Source organism: Streptomyces lucensis JCM 4490, from assembly GCF_014650035.1.
Classification (GTDB): domain Bacteria; phylum Actinomycetota; class Actinomycetes; order Streptomycetales; family Streptomycetaceae; genus Streptomyces; species Streptomyces lucensis.
In genome coordinates this window covers 22,501-44,940 of the sequence record NZ_BMUE01000005.1, presented here as the reverse complement: position 1 = coordinate 44,940, position 22,440 = coordinate 22,501, and the positions used below count along the sequence as shown (strand labels likewise).

The window sequence follows — 22,440 nt, the reverse complement described above, 5'->3', positions numbered from 1 at the left end:
GGGCGGAGCGACGGGGTGGGGACTCCCTGTCGTACGGCCGGGAAGGAGCGGTTTCCCCGGCCCGCGCGAACCCACACGGGTGGCTCGCCAGCGTACGCGAGTTCACCGCGTGTACACGTGGCGGACCTCTCACACGCGTGCGGGAACCCGTGTGGCGTACGCCACCCCGCCTGCTCTTGACCACGACCCGGCGGCCCGTCCGGTTCCCGGGCCGGTCGATAATCGAGCCCGTGACCGATCTCCAGACGCGTGTGACCCCGCTCCGCGCCCCCCTTCCGCACCGGGCCGCGCGTGCCCTCGTGGCTTATGCGGCGGTCCGCGCCCTGGGACTGCTCGTCCTGACGGTGTGGAGCGCCGCGCGCGGCAAGAGCGCCTACACCCTGCTGACAGCGCGGTGGGACTCGCTCTGGTACACCCGGGTCGCCGAGCTGGGGTACGGCTACGAGGTGCGGCTGCCGAACGGGGACGTCCACTCCAATCTGGCGTTCTTCCCGCTGCTGCCGTGGCTGGAGCGACTGCTGCACGCGGTCGCTCCGCTGTCGTACGCGGACGCCGGTTTCGTGGTCGCCCTGTCGGCCTCGCTCGCCGCGGCGGTGGGGATCTACGCGGTCGCCGACCACGTCCACGGCGACCGGGTGGGCGTGTGCGCCGTGCTGGTGTGGGCGGTGCTGCCCGTCGGGATCGTGCAGTCGATGGCGTACAGCGAGTCGTTGTTCACGGCGCTCGCGGCCTGGTCGCTGTACGCCGTGCTGACCGGGCGGTGGGTGGCCGCGGGTCTGCTGGCGGCGCTGGCGGGGCTGACCCGGCCGGTGGGCGCGGCGGTGGTCGCCGCGGTGTGGGTCGCGGCCGTGATCTCGTTCGTGCGGGAGCGAAGCACACGGGACGCCGACGGCGCACGGTTCGGCGAACACGCCCCGGCGCGGGAGAAGAGTGCGCGCGCGGGGCGCGAGCTGACACCCTCCGGCGCCCCGAATGCGGCGCGAGCCCCCCGCGCGACGGAGGTCCCGACACCCGCGGCGGGCGCGGACACCTCCCGTGCCCCAGGCGCGCTTTCCTCCACTCCCGGCGCACACGTCACCCCGCACGCCCCGGCCTGGCGGCGCGCGCTGGGCATGGCGCTCGCTCCGCTGGGGGCCGCCGGCTATGTCCTGTGGGTCGGCCACCGCACCGGTGAGGGACCTCTCGGCTACCTCGACGTTCAGGCCGGCTGGCGCAACGGGTTCGACGGCGGGTACGCGTTCGCCCGGTTCGTGGCCGACAAGTTCACGTCATTCCCGTCCGCTCTCGCGGGCACCGGTCTGATCGTCGGGGTCGCGCTGCTGATCTGGCTGTACATCACCGGGATCCGCGAGCGTCAGCCCGTCGAACTGCTGGTGTACACGGGTGTGGTGCTCGCGCTCGCCCTGTGCGCGTCGAGCTACTTCGGCTCCAAGCCCCGGTTGCTGATGCCCGCCTTCCCTGTGCTGCTGCCGCTCGCCCGCGCCCTCGCCCGGCCGCGCACGTCCCGATCCGTGCTGGTCGCAGTGGGGTTGGCGGTCGCCGCGGCGGTCTACGGGGCCTTCTGGCTGAACGGCTCCGGTCCACCATGATCGACTTTTGCGGCCGGCGACGCCCCGGAGAATTCGGCGCGGGGTCCGGGTTAACGCATTCATAAGCGCCGTATAAACAACACCCGGCATGATCAAAGGAATTGAAGAGAGGGTCCTCACGGGATTGCGGAATCCCGGTAATTCGGACGGCCCTTGAGACGTTTCCCACATCACATCGTCATCACAAAGCCGCTGTTTCGACCGGGCAGACCGCTCACTCGCTGTAACGTCGATTGGGTGCGTACCGAACGAAACCTCACCCGGAGACTGGACCGGGTGTTCGCCAGGCTGGACCGTGAGCCGGAACGGCCGGCCCACATCGATGTGCCGAGGATGAGCCGGCACCGGGTCGTGCTGTTCTCGGCGACCCTGGCCTTCTACCTGGCGATCGTGTGGGCCGTGGTGACCACCTCCTGGCTGGTCCGGCTGGACTGGCAGGTCATGTTCTTCCGGCCCTACCAGCAGTGGCCGGAGATCCACGCCTTCCTCGACTACTACGTGGTGCTCGGCCAGCGCGGCCCCACCGCGGTGATGGTCGCGTCCTGGCTCGGCTGGCGCTCCTGGCGGCAGCACACCCTCCGCCCGCTGCTGACCCTGGCCGCCTCGCTGCTGCTGCTGAACATCACGGTCGGCGCCGCCAAGATCGGCATGGGGCGGCTCGGTCCGCACTACGCGACCATGATCGGGTCGAACGAAATGGGCCTGGGCGGCGATATATTCCCCAGCGGCCACACCGCCAACGCGGTTGTGACCTGGGGAATCCTGGCGTATCTGGCCTCCACGCCCCGAGCCCGCCGCTGGCTGTCGGCGCTGTCCGCGGTCACCTCGCTCGGCGTCGGCCTCACCACCGTCTACCTCGGTACGCACTGGCTGAGCGACGTGTTGCTGGGCTGGGCCGCCGGCCTGCTGATCCTGCTGGCCCTGCCGTGGTGCGAGCCGCTGATCGCCCGGGCGGAGCGCCGCCTCCTCGACCTGCGCGACCGCTGGCGCGCCCGCCGCCGCCGGCCGGTCGCCGAACCGGCCGTCCCGGTCACACCGGTGGTGCTCAGGCCCCGCGGCGTGCCCGCCGAGCCCGCACCGGTGCGCGAGCCGGTCTCCTCCACCCGCGCCTCCCGCGGACCGGTGCACCTGGCCCCCGGTCCGCACACGGCCCGCTCGGAGCGCACCCCGGTCACCCCGGTGGGCAGCCGCCGCCCGCCGCACGCCGACCGGGTCCCGCACGCCGACCGGCTCCCGCGCGGCGCGTCCCAGCCGGCCCGCCCCTGACGGGCGGCCGACGGCCGGGAGGCGGCGGGGTTCCGGTACGCACGACCACCCCGCACGCGGCGAAGGCCCCGTCTCCCTGCCGGGAGCGGGGCCTTCGGCGTACCCGCGCGGGAAGCGGGCGGTCAGCCCTTCCAGGCGCGGGCCACCCGGCCGTCGCGCACCTCGAAGTTCAGCCGCCCGACCCGGTACTCCATGGTGATGATCGCGCCCGGCGGCAGCGACCGCACCGCCGGCCACCCCCGCTGCCGGGCGAGCCGCTCGGCGTGCTCGGCGTCGAGGCCGACATACCCGTCCGGACTGTCCTGGGGCTCCGTCTGCGGAGTGGGAATCGGTGCCATGCCGCCACGCTAGCCGGGCATGGCCGGGTAAGAGAAGCATCCGCTTCCGGTCACGCTTTCGTCACAGCTTCCGGGTCCGCGTTTCCCTCGAACTCCGTCACACGTTCGGGGGTTTCCGTTCCGTGTGCCGGGGTAATCGAACAGAATTCTCGCGCGTCGGGGCAGCGCGCCGGAATATCCGGCGGAAAGCGTCGCCGCGGGTCCGGGCGCGGTCCCGGGGCGCGATTTCCCGGAGCAATCCGGCGCGCTCCCGGCACGGCTGACGCCGCATAGGAATTTCACGTCTCCGGCACATGTCCGCCGCACGCGCCGGCCGCGGGCGGCGCGGCCCGGCGCCCCTCGGTCATCCTGCCGCGCTCCGGGCCAGAGCCGCGTCGAGCCGGTCCCGGACCCGCCTGACGGCCTCGGTCAGCCCGGCGGGCTCCAGCACCTCGAACGGCAGGCCCAGCATCATGATGTGCACGACCATCACGTCCAGGTTCGCGGCCCCGGACCGCATGATGCACGCGTCCTCCCCGTCGGCCTCCAGCGTCCCGGCCGACGGCGAGACCCGCTCGGCGGCCTCGCGCAGGGGGACGAGGAGACGTACGGCGGAGTGCGTGGCGTAGGCGTGCGTGGAGACGCCCCGGGCGACGTAGGCGGCGAGGTCCTCGGCGGGCGGGCGGCGCGGGGTGAAGCGGGGGCCGTGCGGCGGCCTGGGGGTGATGCGGTCGACGCGGAAGGTCCGCCAGTCCGCCCGGTCGAGGTCCCAGGCGACCAGGTACCAGCGCCGCTCGGTGCACACCAGCCGGTGCGGTTCGACGGTGCGCCGGCTCTCGGTGCCGTCGTGGCCCCGGTACGCGAAGCGCAGCCGCTCGGTGTCCCGGCACAGGTGGGCGAGTTCGGTCAGCAGCGCCGGGTCGACGGGGGCGGCCGGCGGGCCGCCGCGCAGCATGGGCACGGTGAAGGCGTTGAGGGCGCCCACCCGGCGGCGCAGCCGGTCCGGCAGCACCTGTTCGAGCTTGGCCAGGGCACGTACGGAGGTCTCGCCGATGCCCTCGATGCCCTGCCCCGCGGCGGTGCGCAGGCCGACGGCGACGGCGACGGCCTCGTCGTCGTCCAGCAGCAGCGGCGGGAGCTCGGCGCCCGCGCCCAGCTGGTAGCCGCCGCCGGTGCCGGGGCTGGCGTTGACGGGGTAGCCCAGCTCGCGCAGCCGGTCCACGTCCCGGCGCACGGTGCGAGGGGTGACGCCGAGCCGCTCCGCGAGGTCGGCGCCGGACCACTCGCGGTGGGCCTGGAGCAGCGAGAGCAGGCGCAGCAGTCGTGCCGAGGTCTCCAACATGGGGCCGAGTCTGCCAGCCGATGCGGACAGCCGCTGTCCGCGTCGCGGACAGCGGCTGCCGGGCCCGGGCCGCTCAGAGTGCCAGCCGCTGTCCGGGCACGATCAGGTCGGGGTCGTCGCCGATGACGGTCCTGTTGGCGGCGTGGATCCGCTGCCAGGTGGTGCCGTGCCGGGCCGCGATGATGCTCAGCGTGTCGCCCTCGCGGACGATGTAGTCACCGCGGGAGGCGCCGCGGCCCGTGTGCCGCGCGGGGCGCTCCGGGGCCCCCACGGGCGCGGACTTCGGCGTCGCGCGGCTCGGTGCCGGCGCGTCGGAGGCCGCCGCGGGAGCGGCACCGGTGGCTCCCGCGCGGGCGGAGCAGACCGGCCAGGCGCCCCAGCCCTGGGCGTGCTGGACCTTGGCGGCGACGGTGATCTGCGCGCTCCGGGAGGCCTGGTCGGCCGTCGGGGCGTAGGCGGTGCCGCCGTACGCGCGCCAGGTGCCGGCGGAGAACTGGAGCCCGCCGTAGTAGCCGTTGCCGGTGTTGATGTGCCAGTTGCCGCCGCTCTCGCACTGGGCGATGCGGTCCCACACTCCGTTGTCCGCCGCCGCGGCGTTTCCGGTGGCGGCCAGCAGTCCCAGCGGGGCCAGCAGGGCGGCTCCGGCGATGGCGGCCGTCGTACGGCCCTTGCGGGCGCTGTCGGCACGGGCGGCGGTACGGGTGGTATCGGCACACTCGGACATGTGATTCCCTCTCCACGAACCCGGGCTCCCCCAGGCGGACGCGCCCCACCGCGGACGACCACGGTTCCTCGCGCCCGCCCCGTCCGCCGCGGCCGGTGGTGGCGATGACGCTGCCTGTGCCGGCCGGCGGACGTACCCGAGCGGTGCTCGCTGCACACGGCGGAGGAATGTAGGGAGGGCGGGCGGCCGGAATCAACCAACCGTCCGTCCACCCAGGCCAGTTGACGGTTACCGCAGGTATCGACGATTTTCGGCCACCCAGTTCATCCACTGATTTCACGATTTGTCGACCGGCGACCCGGACTCCCTGTGACCCACCTCACCTGTCCAAGTTCCTTGACCATACGAGCAGTTGACGCTGAGTGCCCAGTTCCGCACCGAAGGTGACGCTCTGCGGCGGATGGTTCGAACCGGTTCTCCTTCGGGCGTGACCCCCACCACAGGACGTCCGTTGTCTTCTTCATGAGCCCGCAACCCCCGGGGCTCATCGGCCGGGAGCCACCCTGCCGACCCAGCACCGCATCCCAGGGAGCCACCGTGCCGCGCATGCTCGACGTGAGTGACGCCGTACGCGCCGAGATCGGCGACGAAGAAGCCGACCGGCTGCTCGCCGGAGACAACGCCCCGGGCAGTTACGACTGCACGTCCTGCCGCACCCCGGGCGACTCCGAGCAGGAGCGCACCAGCACCGTTCTGTTCGTCGGCGACGAGACCGCCGTCCTCGCCTTCGCCCACGCCGGCTGCCTGCCCTCGCAGGTCGTCCAGGTCACCGAGGAGCAGCTGCAGGGCGCCGTCCGCTCCATCGGCGGTACGGGCGGCGACCTCGCCGGCACCGCACCGCACAGGGCCGTGGCCGAGCAGGCGGTGCTCGGCGTGACGAGCGGACTGGTCCTCATCGAGGGCGAGCTGCACCCGGCGCTCGTCGTGGAGCCGACCTCTCCGATCGTCCGCCCGGGCACCGCCGGGCCCGGCGACGACTTCCTTCCGCTCCTCGTCGAGCAGGGCTTCCTGCCGGTGAGCCGGCTGGTCTCCGTACCGCCGGTGCTGCACGGCTGGTCGGTCCTGCTCGCCGTGGGCCAGCTGCACGCGGTGCTCCAGCCCGGCCCGGGCGGGGGGCAGCCGGTCGCCTGGTGGCAGGCGCACCAGCCGCTGCAGGTGACGGACGGCTGGCGGGCCGCGGCCAACAAGCACCAGCAGGTGCTCCTGTTCGCGGCGCCCGTGGGATCGATCGGGCGGCAGCCGCGCGAGGACCTGCTGCGGGACGCGCTCGACAAGGCCGCCGCGAACGGCTTGCTGGTCGCCGCGGCCCTTCCTCTCGCCGGTACGTGACCTTCGCGGCGCCGGCCGCGGACGGGGCACGGACACGTGCCCCGTCCCGCTGACCGCATCCCTTTGGAGCCCCGGTCGTTTGGACATACGTGCACGCATACGACACCCCCCCTCCCCGCCGGTCCTCCTACGCCTCCGTTCCGTCCGCCCGGACGGCGCAGGAGAGTGCCGGGGTGCCCTCGGCCACGCCGATCTACGACGCGCTCTACTCGGAGTGGGTCAAGGCCTTCCGCACGCTGCCGGGCGACCGCAGCGGGGAGGAGGATCTGGGGTTCAGCCCCTTCGGGGACCTCGCGGTGACCACCGGGTCGTACGGGGGGCACCGGGCGGGGTCGTTCAGCAGCACGTACAGCGCCTACAGCGCCGGGGCGTACAGCGCTCGGCAGCAACAGCAGCAGTCGCAGTGGCAGCGGGTCGGCACGCTGGGGCGCCCGCAGGAGACCGGGATGCAGCGGGTCCCGGCGGCTCTGCCGCTGCCGCTGCCGCCGGGACCGCGCCGCGGCGCGTGAGACGCGGACGGTGAAGGGCGGCCCCCGGTGAACCGGGGGCCGCCCTTCATGTCGTACGGCGCCTGCGCCCGCTCTACTTCTTCTTCGCGCCGCGCTTCTCGCGCACTCGCACCGAGATGTGGATCGGGGTGCCCTCGAAGCCGAACTCCTCGCGCAGACGGCGCTCGATGAAGCGCCGGTAGCCCGCCTCGATGAAGCCGGAGGCGAAGAGGACGAACCGCGGCGGCTTGGTGCCGGCCTGGGTGCCGAAGAGGATGCGCGGCTGCTTGCCGCCCCGCACCGGATGCGGGTGCGCGGAGACCAGTTCGCCGAGGAAGGCGTTGAGGCGGCCGGTGGGCACGCGGGTCTCCCAGCCGGCGAGGGCGGTCTCGATCGCCGGGACCAGCTTCTCCATGTGCCGGCCCGTGTACGCCGAGACGTTCACGCGCGGGGCCCACGCCACCTGGCCCAGCTCGGTCTCGATCTCCCGCTCCAGGTAGTAGCGGCGCTCCTCGTCGAGGGTGTCCCACTTGTTGTAGGCGATGACCATCGCGCGGCCCGCGTCGACGGCCATGGTGATGATCCGCTGGTCCTGCACGGAGATGTTCTCGGAGGCGTCGATCAGGACGACCGCGACCTCGGCCTTCTCCACGGCGGCGGCCGTGCGCAGGGAGGCGTAGTAGTCGGCGCCCTGCTGCAGGTGGACCCGCTTGCGGATACCGGCCGTGTCCACGAACTTCCAGGTCACCCCGCCCAGTTCGATCAGCTCGTCGACCGGGTCGCGGGTGGTGCCCGCCAGCTCGTTGACGACGACGCGCTCCTCGCCCGCCACCTTGTTCAGCAGCGAGGACTTGCCGACGTTCGGGCGGCCGATCAGCGCGATGCGGCGGGGGCCGCCGATCCCGGCGCCGCCGAAGGTCTGCTCCGGGGCGTTCGGCAGCACCTCCAGGACGGCGTCCAGCATGTCACCGGTGCCGCGGCCGTGCAGCGCGGAGACGGGGTGGGGCTCGCCGAGGCCGAGGCTCCACAGGTAGGCCGCGTCGGCCTCGCCGCTCGGGCCGTCGACCTTGTTGGCGGCCAGCACGACGGGCTTGCCGGCCTTGCGCAGCAGCCGCACGACCGCCTCGTCGGTGTCGGTCGCGCCGACCTTGGCGTCGACCACGAAGACGACCGCGTCGGCCGCCTCGATCGCGTACTCGGCCTGGGCCGCCACGGAGGCGTCGATGCCGAGGACGTCCTGCTCCCAGCCGCCGGTGTCGACGACCTTGAAGCGGCGGCCCGCCCACTCGGCCTCGTAGGTGACGCGGTCGCGGGTGACGCCGGGCTTGTCCTCCACCACGGCTTCCCGGCGGCCGATGATCCGGTTCACCAGGGTCGACTTGCCGACATTGGGACGGCCGACGACGGCGAGCACGGGCAGCGGACCGTGGCCCGCCGCCTCGATGGCGCCCTCGACGTCCTCGATGTCGAAGCCCTCTTCCGCGGCGAGCTCCATGAACTCCGCGTACTCGGCGTCGCCGAGCGCCCCGTGGTCGTACTCGTGCTCAGCCGAGTCGCCGGGCTGGTTCTGGTCGTTCATGAAGTCCGTACCTCGTCGTTCCTTCGTGGTGGTCGGTGGACCGGCCCCGTTCTCCGCGGGGTGATCCACTACTCAAGTGTCGCCTAGCGCCCGGTCAGGCGCCTGGCGGTTTCCAGATGGCCGGTGAGCTGCTTCTGGATGCGCTCGGTCGCCTCGTCCAGCGCCTTGCGCGTGCGCCGCCCGCTGCCGTCACCGGCGTCGAACGGGTCGCCGAAGACGACGTCGACGCGGGTGCGCAGCGGGGGCAGCGCCTTGGTCAACCGGCTGGGCCGCCCGGAACTTCCCAGGACGGCCACGGGCACGATCGGCGCCCCGCTGCGGACCGCGAAGTAGGAGAGCCCGGCGCGCAGGGAGGCGAAGTCGCCCTCGCCCCGGGTGCCCTCGGGGAAGATGCCCAGCACTCCCCCGGCCTCCAGCACGCCGAGTGCCCGGGTGATGGCGGTGCGGTCGGCGGAGGCCCGGTCCACCTTCAGCTGGCCGATGCCGGTCAGGAAGGGGTCCAGCGGGCCGACGAACGCCTCCTTCTTGATCAGGAAGTGCGTCGGCCGGGGCGCCACGCCCATCACCATCGGGCCGTCGATGTTGTGGGAGTGGTTGACCGCGAAGATCACCGGGCCGGTCGCCGGCACCTTCCAGGCGCCGAGCACGCGCGGCCTCCACAGCCCGTACATCAGGCCGACGCCGATGCGCCGCCCGACCTCGGCGCCCCGCTGAGACGGAAGGCTCACTTCCCGGCCCGCTTCTCCTCGACCAGGGTGACGACGCACTCGATGACCTGGGCGAGGGTGAGCTCGGTGGTGTCCACCTCGACCGCGTCGCCGGCCTTGGCGAGCGGCGAGGTCTTGCGGCTGGAGTCGGCGGCGTCCCGCTTGATCAGGGCCTCGCGGGTGGCGTGGACGTCAGCGCCCTTCAGCTCGCCGCTGCGGCGGGCCGCCCGGGCCTCCGGCGAGGCGGTGAGGAAGATCTTCAGGTCGGCGTCCGGCAGGACCGTCGTGCCGATGTCCCGGCCCTCGACCACCATGCCCCGCTCCGCGCCGGCGGCCAGCGAGCGCTGCAGCTCGGTGATCCGGGTACGCACCTCGGGCACCGCGCTGACCGCGCTGACCTTGGAGGTGACCTCCTGGGTGCGGATGGGGCCGGCGACGTCGACGCCGTCGACCGTGATCGTCGGGTCGGCCGGGTCCGTGCCGGAGACGATCTCCGGCTTGCCCGCCACGGCGGCGATGGCGGTCGGGTCCTCGAGGTCGATGCCGTTGCTCACCATCCACCAGGTGATCGCCCGGTACTGGGCGCCGGTGTCCAGGTAGCTCAGGCCGAGCTTCGCGGCCACGGCCTTGGACGTGCTCGACTTGCCCGTGCCGGAGGGACCGTCGATCGCGACGATCACGGGCTTGGCGGTCGGGGCGGCGCCGTTTTCCACGGGAGGGCACCTTCCTGGTGAAGGGTGGTGGGCGGGGTGGGGGACGCGAGGGCGCCCCGCACAAGGTTACTGGCTCGCGGGAGGCGCCCTCACCGGGCTTTACTGCCGCAGCGCCCAGCCCCGGTCGCGCAGCGCCTCCGTCAGCACCGCCGCGGCCTTCGGTTCGACCATGAGCTGGACCAGACCGGCCTGCTGTCCCGTCGCGTGCTCGATGCGTACGTCCTCGATGTTGACGCCGGCCCGTCCCGCGTCCGCGAAGATGCGGGCCAGCTGTCCGGGCTGGTCGTCGATGAGCACGACGACGGTCTCGTACGCGCGGGGCGCGCTGCCGTGCTTGCCGGGTACCCGCACCTGGCCGGCGTTCCCGCGGCGCAGCACGTCCTCGATGCCCGTGCCGCCCTTGCGCCGCTCGGCGTCGTCGGAGGACTGCAGGGCGCGCAGGGCCCGCACGGTCTCGTCCAGGTCGGCGGCGACGTCGGAGAGCAGGTCGGCGACCGGGCCGGGGTTGGCGGACAGGATGTCGATCCACATGCGCGGGTCGGAGGCGGCGATCCGGGTCACGTCCCGGATGCCCTGACCGCACAGCCGTACGGCCGCCTCCTCGGCGTGCTCCAGGCGCGCGGCGACCATGCTCGATACCAGGTGGGGCATGTGGGAGACGAGGGCGACGGCGCGGTCGTGGGCGTCGGCGTCCATGACGACCGGCACGGCCCGGCAGTGCGAGACCAGTTCCAGGGCGAGGTTCAGCACCTCGGTGTCGGTGTCCCGGGTCGGGGTGAGCACCCACGGGCGGCCCTCGAAGAGGTCCGCGGTCGCGGCCAGCGGGCCGGACTTCTCCCGGCCGGACATGGGATGGGTGCCGATGTACCCGCCGAGGTCCAGGCCCAGCGCCTCCAGCTCCCGGCGCGGGCCGCCCTTCACGCTCGCGACGTCGAGGTAGCCGCGGGCCGCGCCCCGGCGCATGGCGTCGGCGAGCACCCCGGCCACGTGCGCGGGCGGGGCGGCCACGATCGCCACGTCGACCGGGCCCTCGGGGGCCGCGTCGGTGCCGGCGCCCAGCGCGGCGGCCGTGCGGGCCTGCTGCGGGTCGTGGTCGGCGAGGTGGACGGTGACGCCCCGCTGGACGAGGGCCAGGGCCGCGGATGTGCCGATGAGGCCGGTTCCGATGACGAGTGCGGTTCTCACTGGGCGATGTCCTTGCGCAGGGCGGCCGCGGCGCCGAGGTAGACGTGGGCGACGGCGGAGCGGGGCCGGTCCGACTCGATGTGGGCGAGGACCCGCACGACCCGGGGCATGGCGCCCTCGACGTCCAGTTCCTGGGCGCAGATCAGCGGGACGTCGACGATGCCGAGCTTGCGGGCCGCGGCGGCCGGGAAGTCGCTGTGCAGGTCGGGGGTGGCCGTGAACCAGATGCTGATCAGGTCGTCGGCGGTCAGCGCGTTGCGTTCCAGGATGGCGGTGAGCAGCGCCCCGACCTGCTCGTCCATGTGTCCGGGCTCGTCCCGCTCCAGTTGGACGGCCCCCCGGACCGCTCGTACCGCCACGGTGCTGCTCCTCGCTGACGTGCGTGTCTGTTCTTGGCCCGTCCAGCCTAGTCAGCCCGCGCGGACGGGGCGCGTGACGCCCGATCACTGAGACGATGCGCGTGGTCCGGTATCCACCGGTTCACACCCTTCGGTTCCCCATGCGGTGCGGCGCGCTCCGATGCGCCCCATCGTTCCTCGACGCCTTCACGGGAGTGGTGACATGACCCAGCCTGCGACGCGACGCACGGTTCTGGCGACGGGCGCGGCTGCGCTCGCCGCGGGTTGCGTGGGATGCGGCGGTGACAACGGTTCCGGCTCCTCGGGCGGGACGAAGCTGACCGCGGTCAGCGACATCCCGGAGGGCGGCGGGAAGGTCTTCAGGGACCAGAAGGTCGTGGTCACCCAGCCGGCGAAGGGTGAGTTCAGGGCGTTCTCGGCGATCTGCACCCACGAGGGCTGCACGGTGGACCAGGTGGCGGACGGCACCATCGACTGCCCGTGCCACGGCAGCCGGTTCCACATCGCCGACGGCTCGGTGGCCCACGGACCCGCGACCAGGCCGCTGCCCAAGAAGTCGATCAAGGTGGAGGGAAATTCGATCCTCCTGACGTGAGGGCCCCGCGTACGCTCCGGGCATGCAGCCCGAGGACCTGGTACGCGACCACACGATCTACGCCTGTGTCATGGGTTCGCGGGCCTTCGGCCTGGCGACGGACACGAGCGACACCGACCGGCGGGGGGTGTTCCTCGCCCCCACCGCCCTGTTCTGGCGCTTCGACAAGCCGCCGACGCATGTGGAGGGGCCGGGCGAGGAACGGTTCTCCTGGGAGCTGGAGCGGTTCTGCCTGCTGGCGCTGCGCGGCAACCCGAACATCCTGGAGTGCCTGCACTCCCCGCTGGTGGAGCAGCTCGACGACACCGGCCGGGAACTGCTGTCCCTGCGCGGCGCCTTCCTCTCCCGCCAGGTCCACGACACCTTCGGCGGCTATGCCCTCGGCCAGCGCAGGAAGCTCGAGGCCGACGTCCGCACGACCGGCGCCCCGCGCTGGAAGCACGCCATGCACCTGCTGCGGCTGCTCATGAGCTCCCGGGACCTGCTGCGCACCGGAGAGCTGCGGATCGACGTCGGCGACCGGCGCGAGTTCCTGCTGGAGGTCAAGCGCGGCGAGGTGCCGTGGGCGGAGGTCGAGGCGTGCATGGCCCGGCTGGCGGCCGAGGCCGAGGAGGCGCTGCGGAGCACCCCGCTGCCGCCGGAACCGGACCACGCGCGCGTGGCCGGCTTCCTCCACCGGGTGCGCCGGGCCTCGGCCCTGCGCACGGCCGCGACGGAGGGGTTCCAGGACCCGGTTCCGCTCCCTGAGCCGGCATGATGCGGACGAAAGGCCCTAGTTCGAGGTGTCCCACAGCGCGCCCAGGGCCAGCAGGTCGTCCCGGTACTCGATCCGGCCGGTCCAGTCGGCCGGCCAGGCGTCGGCGCCGAGCCAGGCGCCCGCGAAGGCGCCGGTGAGGCAGGCGATGGAGTCGGAGTCGCCGGCGGAGCAGGCGGCCCGGCGCAGGGCGGTGACGGGTTCGTCCGGGAAGAGCAGGAAGCACAGCAGCCCGCCGGCGAAGGCCTCCTCGGCGATCCAGCCCTCGCCGGTGGCCAGGCAGGGGTCGGTCTCCGGGGAGGCGGTCCGCACCGCGCGCTGGAGGCGGTCGAGGATCCCAAGGCACTCGTCCCAGCCGCGCGTGATGAAGTGCTCGGGGCCGGGGTCCTGGGATCGGGTCCACAGGTCGCCGAGCCAGGTGTGGTCGTAACGGGTGCGGTTGTCCAGGGCGTAGGAGCGCAGCCGGCCGACCAGACCGGTCGGATCGACGCCCTGGGCGAGCAGGTGGACGGCGTGGGCGGTGAGGTCGGAGGCGGCCAGCGCGGTCGGGTGGCCGTGGGTGAGCGCGGACTGCAACTGGGCGGCGCCCGCGCGCTGTTCACCGCTCAGGCCCGGGACGAGACCGATGGGGGCCACCCGCATGTTGGCACCGCAGCCCTTGGAGCCGAGCTGGCTGGCCTCCTGCCAGGGCCTCCCCCGCTCCTCCAGCAGGCCGCAGGCGGTCAGGCAGGTGTTGCCCGGGGCCCGGTTGTTCTCCGGTGACCGGTACCAGTCCACGAACTCCTCGCGCAGCGGCCCCTCCAGCCGCCCCGGCGCGAGGGACCCGTGCTCCCCGGCCGTGCGCAGCGCGCGCCCGACGGCGAGGGCCATCTGCGTGTCGTCGGAGACCTGCGCGCGCCGCGCCAGCTCCATCTGCCGCCAGGGCCCGAACATCGACAGGATCAACGGCACGCTCTTGAACTCGGTCGGGTAGCCGAGGGCGTCCCCGAGGGCGAGGCCGAGCAGCGCTCCGGTTGCGGCACGTTTGGACACGTGATTCACCATCCCCTTTATCGTCACACTGACCATAAAGGGGATGGGTGATCGCGGCAAGGCGTTTTTAGAGGTCGACTTCCTTCATCAGCATGCCGACCTCGGTGTTCGACAGGCGCCGCAGCCAGCCGGACTTCTGGTCGCCCAGGGTGATGGGGCCGAAGGAGGTGCGCACCAGCTTCTCGACCGGGAAGCCCGCCTCGGCGAGCATCCGGCGCACGATGTGCTTGCGGCCCTCGTGCAGGGTCACCTCGACCAGGTAGTTCTTGCCGGTCTGCTCGACCACCCGGAAGTGGTCGGCGCGCGCGTAGCCGTCCTCCAGCTGGATGCCGTCCTTCAGGCGCTTGCCCAGGTCGCGCGGGATCGGGCCCACGATGGCGGCGAGATAGGTCTTCTTCACGCCGTACTTGGGGTGCGTCAGCCGGTGGGCCAGCTCGCCGTGGTTGGTGAGCAGGATGACGCCCTCGGTCTCGGTGTCGAGCCGTCCGACGTGGAAGAGCCGGGTCTCGCGGTTGGTGACGTAGTCACCGAGGCACTGGCGGCCCTCCGGGTCCTCCATGGTGGAGACGACACCGGCGGGCTTGTTGAGCGAGAAGAACTGGTACGACTGCGTCGCGACCGTCAGGCCGTCGACCTTGACCTCGTCCTTCTCCGGGTCCACCCGGCGGCCCTGCTCCAGGACGATCTCGCCGTTGATCTCGACCCGGGCCTGCTCGATCAGCTCCTCGCAGGCGCGCCGGGAGCCGTATCCCGCGCGCGCGAGCACCTTCTGCAGCCGCTCGCCCTCCTGCTCGGCGCCCGGGAAGGTCTTGGGCAGCTTGATGTCCTTCTTGCCCGCGTACCGCTCCCGGTTGCGCTCCTCGACCCGCGTCTCGTACTCCCGCGAGCGCGCCGGGGCCGTGCGTCCCCGCTGTTGGGACTGCTTCGGGCCGCCCTTGGCGCCGCCGCGGGCCGCGCCGCCGCGCCCGGACTTGGGGCCGTCCTGGGTGGCGCCGGGGCCCACGTCGTAGCGGCGCTCCTCGGGGCGGGGCTTGCGGGGACGGCCCTGCCCCTGCTTCTGGTCCCTGTCGTTGCCGGCACCGCGGTAGTTACCGCGCCCGCCGCTCTTGCCGCTGCCGCTGCTTCGCATCAAGGTTTCCGTCTTAGTCGTCTGCGTCCTGACCACCGGGCACGTCGGGCGCGTCCGGGTCGAACGACGGGACTCCCTCCTGGGTCTCGGCCTCGATCGCCTCCGCCTCCGGGAGGAAGGGCGCGAGCTCCGGAAGCTCGTCCAGGCCGCGCAGGCCCATCCGCTCCAGGAAGTAGTTCGTCGTCCTGTACAGGATCGCACCTGTTTCGGGTTCCGCGCCCGCCTCCTCGACCAGACCGCGCTGCAGGAGTGTGCGCATGACGCCGTCGCAGTTGACTCCGCGTACGGCGGAGACGCGGCTGCGGCTGACCGGCTGGCGGTAGGCGACGACCGCGAGGGTCTCCAGCGCGGCCTGGGTGAGCCGGGCGGTCTGGCCCTCCAGCACCAGCCGCTCGACGGCGGGCGCGTACGCGGCTCGGGTGTAGAAACGCCAGCCGCCCGCGACGAAGCGCAGTTCGAAGCCGCGGCCCTGCGCGGTGTACTCGTCGGCCAGCTCGCGCAGCGCGTCCGCGATCAGCCGCCTGGGCCGCTCCAGGATCTTCGCCAGGTGCTCCTCGGTCGCGGGCTCGTCGACGACCATGAGCATCGCCTCCAGGGCGGGCTTGAGGTCGAGTCCGGCCGCGGAACGCGGGTCCGCGGGGACCTCGGTGGTCTCGCTCATGCCTTCTTCTCCTCCTTGGACTCCTCGGGCGGCCGGTCGAACTCGTCGGTGACCCTCGGCGCCGCGTCCCCGTCCCCGCCCGTCCAGCGCACGGTCAGCTCCCCGAGTGCGGCCTCCTGGTCCAGCGCGACGGCCTTCTCGCGGTACAGCTCCAGCAGGGCGAGGAACCGGGCCACGACGGTGAGGGTGTCGTCGGTGTCGTCGACGAGCACCCGGAAGCTGGCCTCGCCCAGCTCCCGCAGGCGGGCGACCACGATCCCGGCCTGCTCCTGGACGCTGACCAGCGGGGCGTGGATGTGGTCGACGTAGACCTGCGGCCTGGGTCTGGGCTGCATCGCCTTGACCGCGAGCCTGGCGAAGCCCTCGGGGCCGATGCTGATGACGACCTCGGGCAGCAGTTCGGCGTGCTCGGGCTCCAGCCCGACGGTACGGGGGTGACGGCGGGCCTCGTCCCCCAGGCGCTCGTTGAAGATGTCGGCGATCCGCTTGTAGGCGCGGTACTGCAGCAGCCGCGCGAACAGCAGGTCCCGCGCCTCCAGCAGCGCCAGGTCGGCCTCGTCCTCGACCTCGGCGGCGGGCAGCAGCCGGGCCGCCTTCAGGTCGAGCAGGGTGGCGGCGACGACGAGGAACTCGGTCGTCTGGTCCAGGTCCCAGTCGGGTCCCATGGCGCGGATGTGCGCCATGAACTCGTCGGTGACCTTGGACAGGGCGACCTCGGTGACGTCCAGCTTGTGCTTGGAGATGAGCTGCAGGAGGAGGTCGAAGGGTCCTTCGAAGTTGGCGAGCCGGACCTTGAACACGCCGTCGGACGGCTCCTGCGCACCGGACCGGCCGGCACCGGGCACGACGGCCCCGGGTTCCGCGGCCGGAGACGCCTCGACAACCTCGGAGACGGCCTCCGGCTCGACGGCCTCGGAGCGCACGGCCTCCGGCTCGACGGCCTCGGAGCGCACATTCCCCGGTTCGACGGCCTGCGGCTCGGAAAGCGCCGCCTCGGCGGCCTCCGGCTCCCCGGCCCCGCACTCCACGGCCTCCGGCTCCACGGTCACCGGCGTCCCAGCCACCGGCCCGGCGGCTCCGGGCCGCACCGCGTCCGCCCGCACGGTCGCCGGCGCCGCGGCCGGCGGTCCGGCGCCCGGTCCGCGGCCCAGCGTGCGTCGGCGGCCGGCGCCCGCGCCGGGGGGAACGTCGTTCGAGGTCATGGCCCCCGCAGGCTACCGCTACCGCCCGCGCAGCCGCCGTACGAGGATGCTCGCGTCCCCGCGGGCCTCCAGGTCGGCCAGGACGACTGCCACCGCCTCGCGCACGATGCGGCCCCGGTCGACGGCGAGCCCGTGCTCGCCCCTCAGGACCAGCCGCGCGTGCTCGAGGTCCATCAGTTCCTCGGCGGACACGTACACCGTGATCTTCTCGTCGTGCCGCTCGCGCCCGCTGGGCCGCCTGGCCGCCGCCCGCCCGCGCTTGCGCGGCTGCGCGTCGGCAGAACCTTCCTGCGCCGCCTGCCGCCGTGCCGGGCGGGTGCGGGACTCGCCGGCCTCCGCCTGCCCGGCCTCCGCCGCGACGTGCTCCGCGCCCTCTCCGTCGCCGTCCTGGACCGGCACCGACTGCGGTGCGTCCTCGGCGGCCGCCTCGTCGCTCTCCCCCGCGGGAGCCGGCACCCGGGCCTCACCGTTGGTCCCGCGCCGGGGCGTCGACGGCTGGAGCGCCGTCCCCCCTGTCGTACGGAACAGTTCGTCGGCCCCGGGCAGACTCACTCGGCGTGACACCGGGCGAGCACCTCCCTGGCGAGCTGGCGATAGGCGGCGGCGCCGACGGAGTTGGAGGCGTACGTGGTGATCGGCTCACCGGCGACCGTGGTCTCCGGGAAGCGGACCGTGCGCCCGATGACCGTGTGGTACACGTGGTCGTCGAACGCCTCGACGACACGCGCGAGCACCTCACGGCTGTGCACGGTGCGCGAGTCGTACATCGTGGCGAGGATGCCGTCCAGTTCCAGCTCGGGGTTGAGCCGCTCCTGGACCTTCTCGATGGTCTCGGTCAGCAGGGCCACACCGCGCAGGGCGAAGAACTCGCACTCGAGCGGCACGATCACCTTGTGCGCGGCCGTCAGCGCGTTCACCGTGAGCAGGCCGAGCGAGGGCTGGCAGTCGATCACGATGTAGTCGTAGTCGTCCAGCAGCGGCTTCAGCGCCCGCTGGAGGGTCGACTCGCGCGCGACCTCGGAGACCAGCTGGACCTCGGCGGCCGACAGGTCGATGTTGCTGGGCAGCAGGTCCATGTTGGGGACCGCGGTCTTGAGCAGGACCTCGTCCGCGGACATGCCCCGCTCCATGAGCAGGTTGTAGACGGTGAGGTCGAGCTCCATCGGGTTGACGCCGAGACCCACCGACAGCGCGCCCTGCGGGTCGAAGTCCACGAGCAGCACGCGCCGGCCGTACTCCGCGAGCGCGGCACCCAGGTTGATGGTCGACGTGGTCTTGCCGACGCCGCCCTTCTGGTTGCACATCGCGATGATCTTCGCGGGGCCGTGGTCGGTCAGCGGGCCCGGGATGGGGAAGTACGGCAGCGGCCGTCCGGTCGGGCCGACGCGCTCGCGGCGCTGACGGGCAGCGTCGGGCGCGAGCGTGGCCGCGTACTCCGGGTCGGGCTCGTATTCGGCGTCGGGGTCGTAGAAGTGCCCCTCGGGCAGTTCGTCGTAGTCGGCGAAGTGGTTGTGGGGCGCGCCACTTCCGTCGCCGGCCATGGCGTTCACGTGATGGCCATCCATGCTCTGGTGTGCTGCCCGGGCCGCCTGCGGACCGGGAGTCTGGTGGGCTGCGAAGGTGCGCACAGCTACGGAGCCGACAGCCTCGGATCCCGTGGGGCCGCCCTGGCCCCGTGCCGGCGTTCCTGGTTGACCACCCCCGGGAGAAAATGTCGACTCATTCACAAGTCGTCTTACCTCCTTGGTGACCAGGAAACTTCTAGACAAGGTCAGCGTGGCACCATGCCGACGGTTGGCGACTCTATGGCGTGTCGGCGGTCCGCAGCAACACAATCCGCCGGACCCGGCAGGATGTGTCGGCAATGGAACATCCCGCTGTCAAGGGCGTACGGCCGTCGCACGGCAGGTTTCACCGGTGTGCGAATCGGTCGAAGGGTTACGTTCGAGGCGAGTTGACCTCACGTCGCAAAGTGACCATACACACACCCGGCCGGACCTTGTCGGGCAAGGTCCGGCCGGGCGAGCTGTGTTGACGAGCCGTGTTGACGAATCGACCTTCGTCTGCTGGCGACTTAACGACTCACCAGGTCACGGAGGTCAGCCGAGCAGCGAGTCCAGCTCGACGTGCTCCAGGCCGTGGGCCTCGGCGACCTCCTTGTAAACGACCTTGCCGTCATGGGTGTTGAGCCCCTTGGCGAGCGCGGCGTCACGGCGCAGCGCCTCCACCCAGCCGTTGTTGGCCAGCGAGACGATGTACGGCAGCGTCGCGTTGGTGAGGGCGTTGGTGGAGGTGTTCGGCACCGCGCCCGGCATGTTGGCCACGCAGTAGAAGACCGAGTTGTGGACGCGGAAGGTCGGCTCGGCGTGCGTGGTGGGGTGGGAGTCCTCGAAGCAGCCGCCCTGGTCGATCGCGATGTCGACAAGGACACTTCCGGGCTTCATGCGCGCCACCAGCTCGTTGGTGACCAGCTTCGGTGCCTTGGCGCCCGGGATGAGGACCGCGCCGATGACGAGGTCGGCGTCCAGGACGGCCTTCTCCAGCTCGAAGGTGTTGGACATGATGGCCTTGACCTTGGTGCCGAAGACCTTGTCCGCCTCGCGCAGCTTGTTGATGTCGCGGTCCAGCAGGGTCACGTCGAAGCCCATGCCGACGGCGACCTGGGTGGCGTTCCAGCCGGAGACGCCGCCGCCGATGACCACGGCCTTGGCCGGGGTCACGCCCGGCACACCGCCCGGCAGCACACCGCGGCCGCCGGCCGGGCGCATCAGGTGGTAGGCGCCGACCTGCGGGGCGAGCCGGCCCGCGACCTCGGACATCGGGGCGAGCAGCGGCAGGGCGCGGTTCGGCAGCTCGACGGTCTCGTAGGCGATCGCCGTGGTGCCGGACTCCAGGAGGGCGTCCGTGCACTCCTTGGAGGCGGCCAGGTGCAGGTAGGTGAAGAGGATCTGGTCCTTGCGGAGGCGGTGGTACTCCTCCGCGATGGGCTCCTTGACCTTCAGCAGCAGGTCGGCGGCGGCCCACACCTCGTCGGCGGTGTCCAGGAGACCGGCACCGGCGGCGACGTACTCCTCGTCCGGGATCGAGGAGCCGAGCCCGGCGCCCCGCTCGACGACGACCTGGTGGCCGTTGCGCACCAGCTCGTGCACACCGGCGGGGGTGATGGCCACCCGGAACTCGTTGTTCTTGACCTCGCGGGGGATGCCGACCTTCACGTCGATCACGGTCCTTGGCTCAGGGGGTATGGGGGGATTGCATGACATACCCAGGCATGCGGGGGCACACCGGGAGACACCGCAGGAGAACGTGCGGCAGAGCCAGTTTAATGAAGGTGTTCTACCTGTCTAGCCTTTCATTGCATCAATCTTCTCTGGATGCACTGCGGATTTCGCAGGCGCTAACGTCTTCTTCCGCTCTTTCGTCGGTCTCCTGGGGCCTCTCGTCCAGCATGCGCTCGGCCGCCGCGCGGTGCAGGCGGGCCGACGCGGGGTCACCGAGGCGCTCCAGGGTGTCGGCCAGCCGCAGCTGCAGCGCGGCCTGCAGTCGGGCGTCCTCCGCGCGCCGCGCCCACTCCACCGCCTCGTGGCAGGTGCGCAGCGACTCCTCGGGCCGCCCGGCGTACTCCTGCACCCGGGCCAGCTCGCTCAACGCCCGCGCCTGGGCGGCGACATCGCCGCTCCTGCGGTAGCCGGCGACGGCGGCCCGCCAGTTCTTGAGCGCCTCGCCGTAGCGGCCGGCGTAGGTGTGGCTGGAGGCGATCCGGCCGTACAGCCGGGCGGCGTGCTCGCGCTCGCCCCGGGCCAGCCGGTCGGCCAGCGCCCGGCCGAACCAGTCGGCCGCCCGGTCGTGGTCGCCCAGCTCCTGGTGGGCGCCGCCTACGGATTCCATCGCGCGGCCCGTCGCGTACGGGTCGTGCGCCGCGCGTGCGGCGTCCAGCGCCGACCGGTAGCGGGCCAGCGCGTCCCGGGTGCGGCCGGTCCGGGCGTCCAGATCGCCCAGATTCAGCAGCGCCGCGGCCTTCTCCCGGTGCTGTCCGCGCCGCTCGGCGATGTCGAGGACGAGGCCGTGCACGCCGTACAGGTCGGCAGCGGCGGCCTGCGTGCCGACGTGCGCGACGATGGCCCTGACCAGCTGGGACAGCAGCCGCCTGGCCAGGGTGTCCAGCTCCCCGTCGGCCACCGCGAGACGCGCGCAGGCCAGCAGCGCGGGCCGCCGGACGCGCAGCCAGTCGGCGGCGGCCCGGGGGGTGGGGAAGCGCACCTCGCGGGGCATCGCGCTCAGCTTCTCCCGGGCCTGCGCGCTGTCCGTCTCGGTGATCGCCCGGCAGGACTGCAGCAGCCGCACCGTCCGCTCCAGCATCCGGGCCCGGGCCAGCTGCAGCTCCGCGGGCCGCTCCTGGCTCTCGGCCAGCGCGCGCAGCAGGGGCTGCAGGCAGCCGGGGACCTCGTACTGGGGCAGCGGGGAGTCCACCGCGCGCAGCAGACCGAAGGCGGCGAAGTCGTCCAGGGCCGCGCGGGCGGCGTCGACCGAGCAGCCGGCCAGGCCGGAGGCGGTGTGCGGATCCACCAGGCCGGCCGGGGCGAGGGCCAGCAGCCGCAGGGTCCGGGCGGCCTGCCCCGGCAGCTGGGCGTGCACGAGCCGCAGGACGCGGGCCAGGGGACTGCCGTCGGATCCGTCGTCGGTGGCGGCGTGCAGCCGCTTGGCCAGGTCGGACACGGCGGCCTGGGGGCGGGCGGCGAGCCAGCCGCCGGCCAGGACCAGGGCGGCCGGATGGCCCTGGCAGGCCTCGACCAGGCTCTCGGCGGAGCGCGGGTCGACGGTGATGCGCACCGAGCCGGTGAAGCGGGCGAGCAGCTCCACGGCGGACTTGGTGTCGAGGCCGCCCAGGGTGCAGGGGCGGACGTCCGCGATGCCGGTGAGCGGGCCGCCGGAGACGGCCACCGCCAGGCAGTCCGGGGCGTCCGGGAGCAACGCGTCGACCTGGTCGGCGCCGACCGCGTCGTCCAGCAGCAGCAGCGCCCGCCGGCCGGCCAGCGCGGCCCGCAGCGCCTCGGTGAGGACGTCCTCGGGGGCTCCGGCGGGGGCGGTCAGATCCAGCGCGGCGAGCAGCTCGCGGGCGGTGCGCTCGACCGGGACGGGGGTGCCGTCGGGTTCGCTCAGTCGGGCGCGCAGCACACCGTCGGGGTAACGCTCGGCGACCTGCCGGACGAGTTCCTCGGCGAGGGCGGTCCGGCCGGAGCCGGGGCGGCCCGCGATCAGCAGCACGCGCGCCCGGGGCGCCTTGCGTCCGGAGAGGGTGTCCAGCCCGGCGCGCTCGATGTCGGCGCGCAGCTCCTTCAACTCCCGTGTGCGGCCCAGGAAATGGCCCTCCGCGGCCGGGCGCGCGGACAACCGCACCTCGTCTGTGTCCACCGCCTGGTCCGTCACGGGCCACACTCCCGTCCCACCGCGCGCACCGGCCCGCCGGGT

Annotated in this window: 22 protein-coding genes; 6 read left to right on the top strand and 16 right to left on the bottom strand. The window is 72.9% G+C overall.

The features are described from left to right. The first annotated feature begins 230 nt into the window (after positions 1-230). Both IE177_RS13385 and IE177_RS13380 read left to right on the top strand, forming a co-directional pair. Complete coding sequence (locus tag IE177_RS13385) at positions 231-1,589, top strand: putative hexosyltransferase (RefSeq protein ID WP_190015530.1); 1,359 nt, start codon at positions 231-233, stop codon at positions 1,587-1,589. A 237-nt stretch (positions 1,590-1,826) separates the two neighbouring features. After that, positions 1,827-2,855, top strand: a complete 1,029-nt coding sequence (locus IE177_RS13380; RefSeq protein WP_190015529.1) for a phosphatase PAP2 family protein — start codon at positions 1,827-1,829, stop codon at positions 2,853-2,855. A 122-nt stretch (positions 2,856-2,977) separates the two neighbouring features. Here IE177_RS13380 and IE177_RS13375 read toward each other — a convergent pair whose 3' ends face one another. The 3 genes from IE177_RS13375 to IE177_RS13365 all read right to left on the bottom strand — a co-directional run bounded on the left by IE177_RS13375 (position 2,978) and on the right by IE177_RS13365 (position 5,238). Next, positions 2,978-3,193: an I78 family peptidase inhibitor gene (locus IE177_RS13375; RefSeq protein WP_190015528.1), complete on the bottom strand. Its 216-nt coding sequence runs from the start codon at positions 3,191-3,193 to the stop codon at positions 2,978-2,980. Between the two features lie 343 nt (positions 3,194-3,536). After that, complete coding sequence (locus IE177_RS13370; RefSeq protein WP_190015527.1) at positions 3,537-4,514, bottom strand: helix-turn-helix transcriptional regulator; 978 nt, start codon at positions 4,512-4,514, stop codon at positions 3,537-3,539. A 73-nt stretch (positions 4,515-4,587) separates the two neighbouring features. Then, positions 4,588-5,238, bottom strand: a complete 651-nt coding sequence (locus IE177_RS13365; protein WP_190015526.1) for a LysM peptidoglycan-binding domain-containing protein — start codon at positions 5,236-5,238, stop codon at positions 4,588-4,590. Positions 5,239-5,775: 537 nt separating this feature from the next. Here IE177_RS13365 and IE177_RS13360 point away from each other — a divergent pair. Together IE177_RS13360 and IE177_RS13355 are read left to right on the top strand one after the other, a co-directional pair. Continuing rightward, a complete protein-coding gene (locus IE177_RS13360) occupies positions 5,776-6,567 on the top strand; it encodes a DUF8842 C-terminal domain-containing protein (RefSeq protein ID WP_190015525.1) in 792 nt (263 codons plus the stop codon). A gap of 89 nt (positions 6,568-6,656) precedes the next feature. After that, positions 6,657-7,076, top strand: coding sequence for a hypothetical protein (locus IE177_RS13355; RefSeq protein WP_190015524.1), 420 nt, complete (start codon positions 6,657-6,659; stop codon positions 7,074-7,076). A 73-nt stretch (positions 7,077-7,149) separates the two neighbouring features. Here IE177_RS13355 and der read toward each other — a convergent pair whose 3' ends face one another. From der to aroH, 5 genes are all read right to left on the bottom strand, one after another. Then, the gene (der, locus tag IE177_RS13350) at positions 7,150-8,634 is read right to left on the bottom strand and encodes a ribosome biogenesis GTPase Der (protein ID WP_190015523.1); all 1,485 of its coding nucleotides are present in this window, start codon (positions 8,632-8,634) and stop codon (positions 7,150-7,152) included. Between the two features lie 83 nt (positions 8,635-8,717). After that, positions 8,718-9,305, bottom strand: a complete 588-nt coding sequence (locus IE177_RS13345; protein WP_229816042.1) for a lysophospholipid acyltransferase family protein — start codon at positions 9,303-9,305, stop codon at positions 8,718-8,720. A 53-nt stretch (positions 9,306-9,358) separates the two neighbouring features. Continuing rightward, the gene (cmk, locus tag IE177_RS13340) at positions 9,359-10,054 is read right to left on the bottom strand and encodes a (d)CMP kinase (protein ID WP_190015521.1); all 696 of its coding nucleotides are present in this window, start codon (positions 10,052-10,054) and stop codon (positions 9,359-9,361) included. A 99-nt stretch (positions 10,055-10,153) separates the two neighbouring features. Further along, positions 10,154-11,239 (bottom strand): prephenate dehydrogenase, encoded by a 1,086-nt coding sequence (locus IE177_RS13335; protein ID WP_190015520.1) that lies wholly within the window; start codon positions 11,237-11,239, stop codon positions 10,154-10,156. Next, positions 11,236-11,598 carry a chorismate mutase gene (aroH, locus tag IE177_RS13330; protein ID WP_190015519.1) on the bottom strand — a complete coding sequence of 121 codons (363 nt, stop codon included), beginning with the start codon at positions 11,596-11,598 and terminating at the stop codon, positions 11,236-11,238. Before aroH ends, IE177_RS13335 begins: the two co-directional genes overlap by 4 nt. A gap of 202 nt (positions 11,599-11,800) precedes the next feature. On the opposite strand from aroH, the gene IE177_RS13325 reads away from it, so the two are divergent. Both IE177_RS13325 and IE177_RS13320 read left to right on the top strand, forming a co-directional pair. Beyond that, complete coding sequence (locus IE177_RS13325) at positions 11,801-12,193, top strand: Rieske (2Fe-2S) protein (protein ID WP_190015518.1); 393 nt, start codon at positions 11,801-11,803, stop codon at positions 12,191-12,193. A 22-nt stretch (positions 12,194-12,215) separates the two neighbouring features. Next, on the top strand, positions 12,216-12,950 hold the full coding sequence (locus tag IE177_RS13320; RefSeq protein ID WP_190015517.1) for a nucleotidyltransferase domain-containing protein: 735 nt from the start codon (positions 12,216-12,218) through the stop codon (positions 12,948-12,950). Between the two features lie 15 nt (positions 12,951-12,965). Here IE177_RS13320 and IE177_RS13315 read toward each other — a convergent pair whose 3' ends face one another. The 8 genes from IE177_RS13315 to IE177_RS13280 form a co-directional block, all read right to left on the bottom strand. Further along, a complete protein-coding gene (locus tag IE177_RS13315; protein WP_229816036.1) occupies positions 12,966-13,979 on the bottom strand; it encodes an ADP-ribosylglycohydrolase family protein in 1,014 nt (337 codons plus the stop codon). A 67-nt stretch (positions 13,980-14,046) separates the two neighbouring features. Then, positions 14,047-15,108: a pseudouridine synthase gene (locus IE177_RS13310; protein ID WP_190015515.1), complete on the bottom strand. Its 1,062-nt coding sequence runs from the start codon at positions 15,106-15,108 to the stop codon at positions 14,047-14,049. A gap of 13 nt (positions 15,109-15,121) precedes the next feature. Then, positions 15,122-15,769 carry an SMC-Scp complex subunit ScpB gene (gene scpB / locus IE177_RS13305; protein WP_190015514.1) on the bottom strand — a complete coding sequence of 216 codons (648 nt, stop codon included), beginning with the start codon at positions 15,767-15,769 and terminating at the stop codon, positions 15,122-15,124. Continuing rightward, positions 15,766-16,971, bottom strand: coding sequence for a segregation and condensation protein A (locus tag IE177_RS13300; protein ID WP_190015513.1), 1,206 nt, complete (start codon positions 16,969-16,971; stop codon positions 15,766-15,768). The genes scpB and IE177_RS13300 overlap by 4 nt, the downstream gene beginning before the upstream one ends. Before the next feature lie 18 nt (positions 16,972-16,989). Further along, positions 16,990-17,535, bottom strand: coding sequence for a hypothetical protein (locus IE177_RS13295; RefSeq protein WP_190015512.1), 546 nt, complete (start codon positions 17,533-17,535; stop codon positions 16,990-16,992). Beyond that, positions 17,520-18,512 (bottom strand): ParA family protein, encoded by a 993-nt coding sequence (locus IE177_RS13290; RefSeq protein WP_444545619.1) that lies wholly within the window; start codon positions 18,510-18,512, stop codon positions 17,520-17,522. The genes IE177_RS13295 and IE177_RS13290 overlap by 16 nt, the downstream gene beginning before the upstream one ends. Before the next feature lie 558 nt (positions 18,513-19,070). Then, entirely contained in the window at positions 19,071-20,195 is a 1,125-nt protein-coding gene (ald, locus tag IE177_RS13285) for an alanine dehydrogenase (RefSeq protein WP_190015510.1), read from the bottom strand. A 136-nt stretch (positions 20,196-20,331) separates the two neighbouring features. Beyond that, positions 20,332-22,398 carry a tetratricopeptide repeat protein gene (locus IE177_RS13280; protein WP_190015509.1) on the bottom strand — a complete coding sequence of 689 codons (2,067 nt, stop codon included), beginning with the start codon at positions 22,396-22,398 and terminating at the stop codon, positions 20,332-20,334. Between the last annotated feature and the right edge of the window lie 42 nt (positions 22,399-22,440).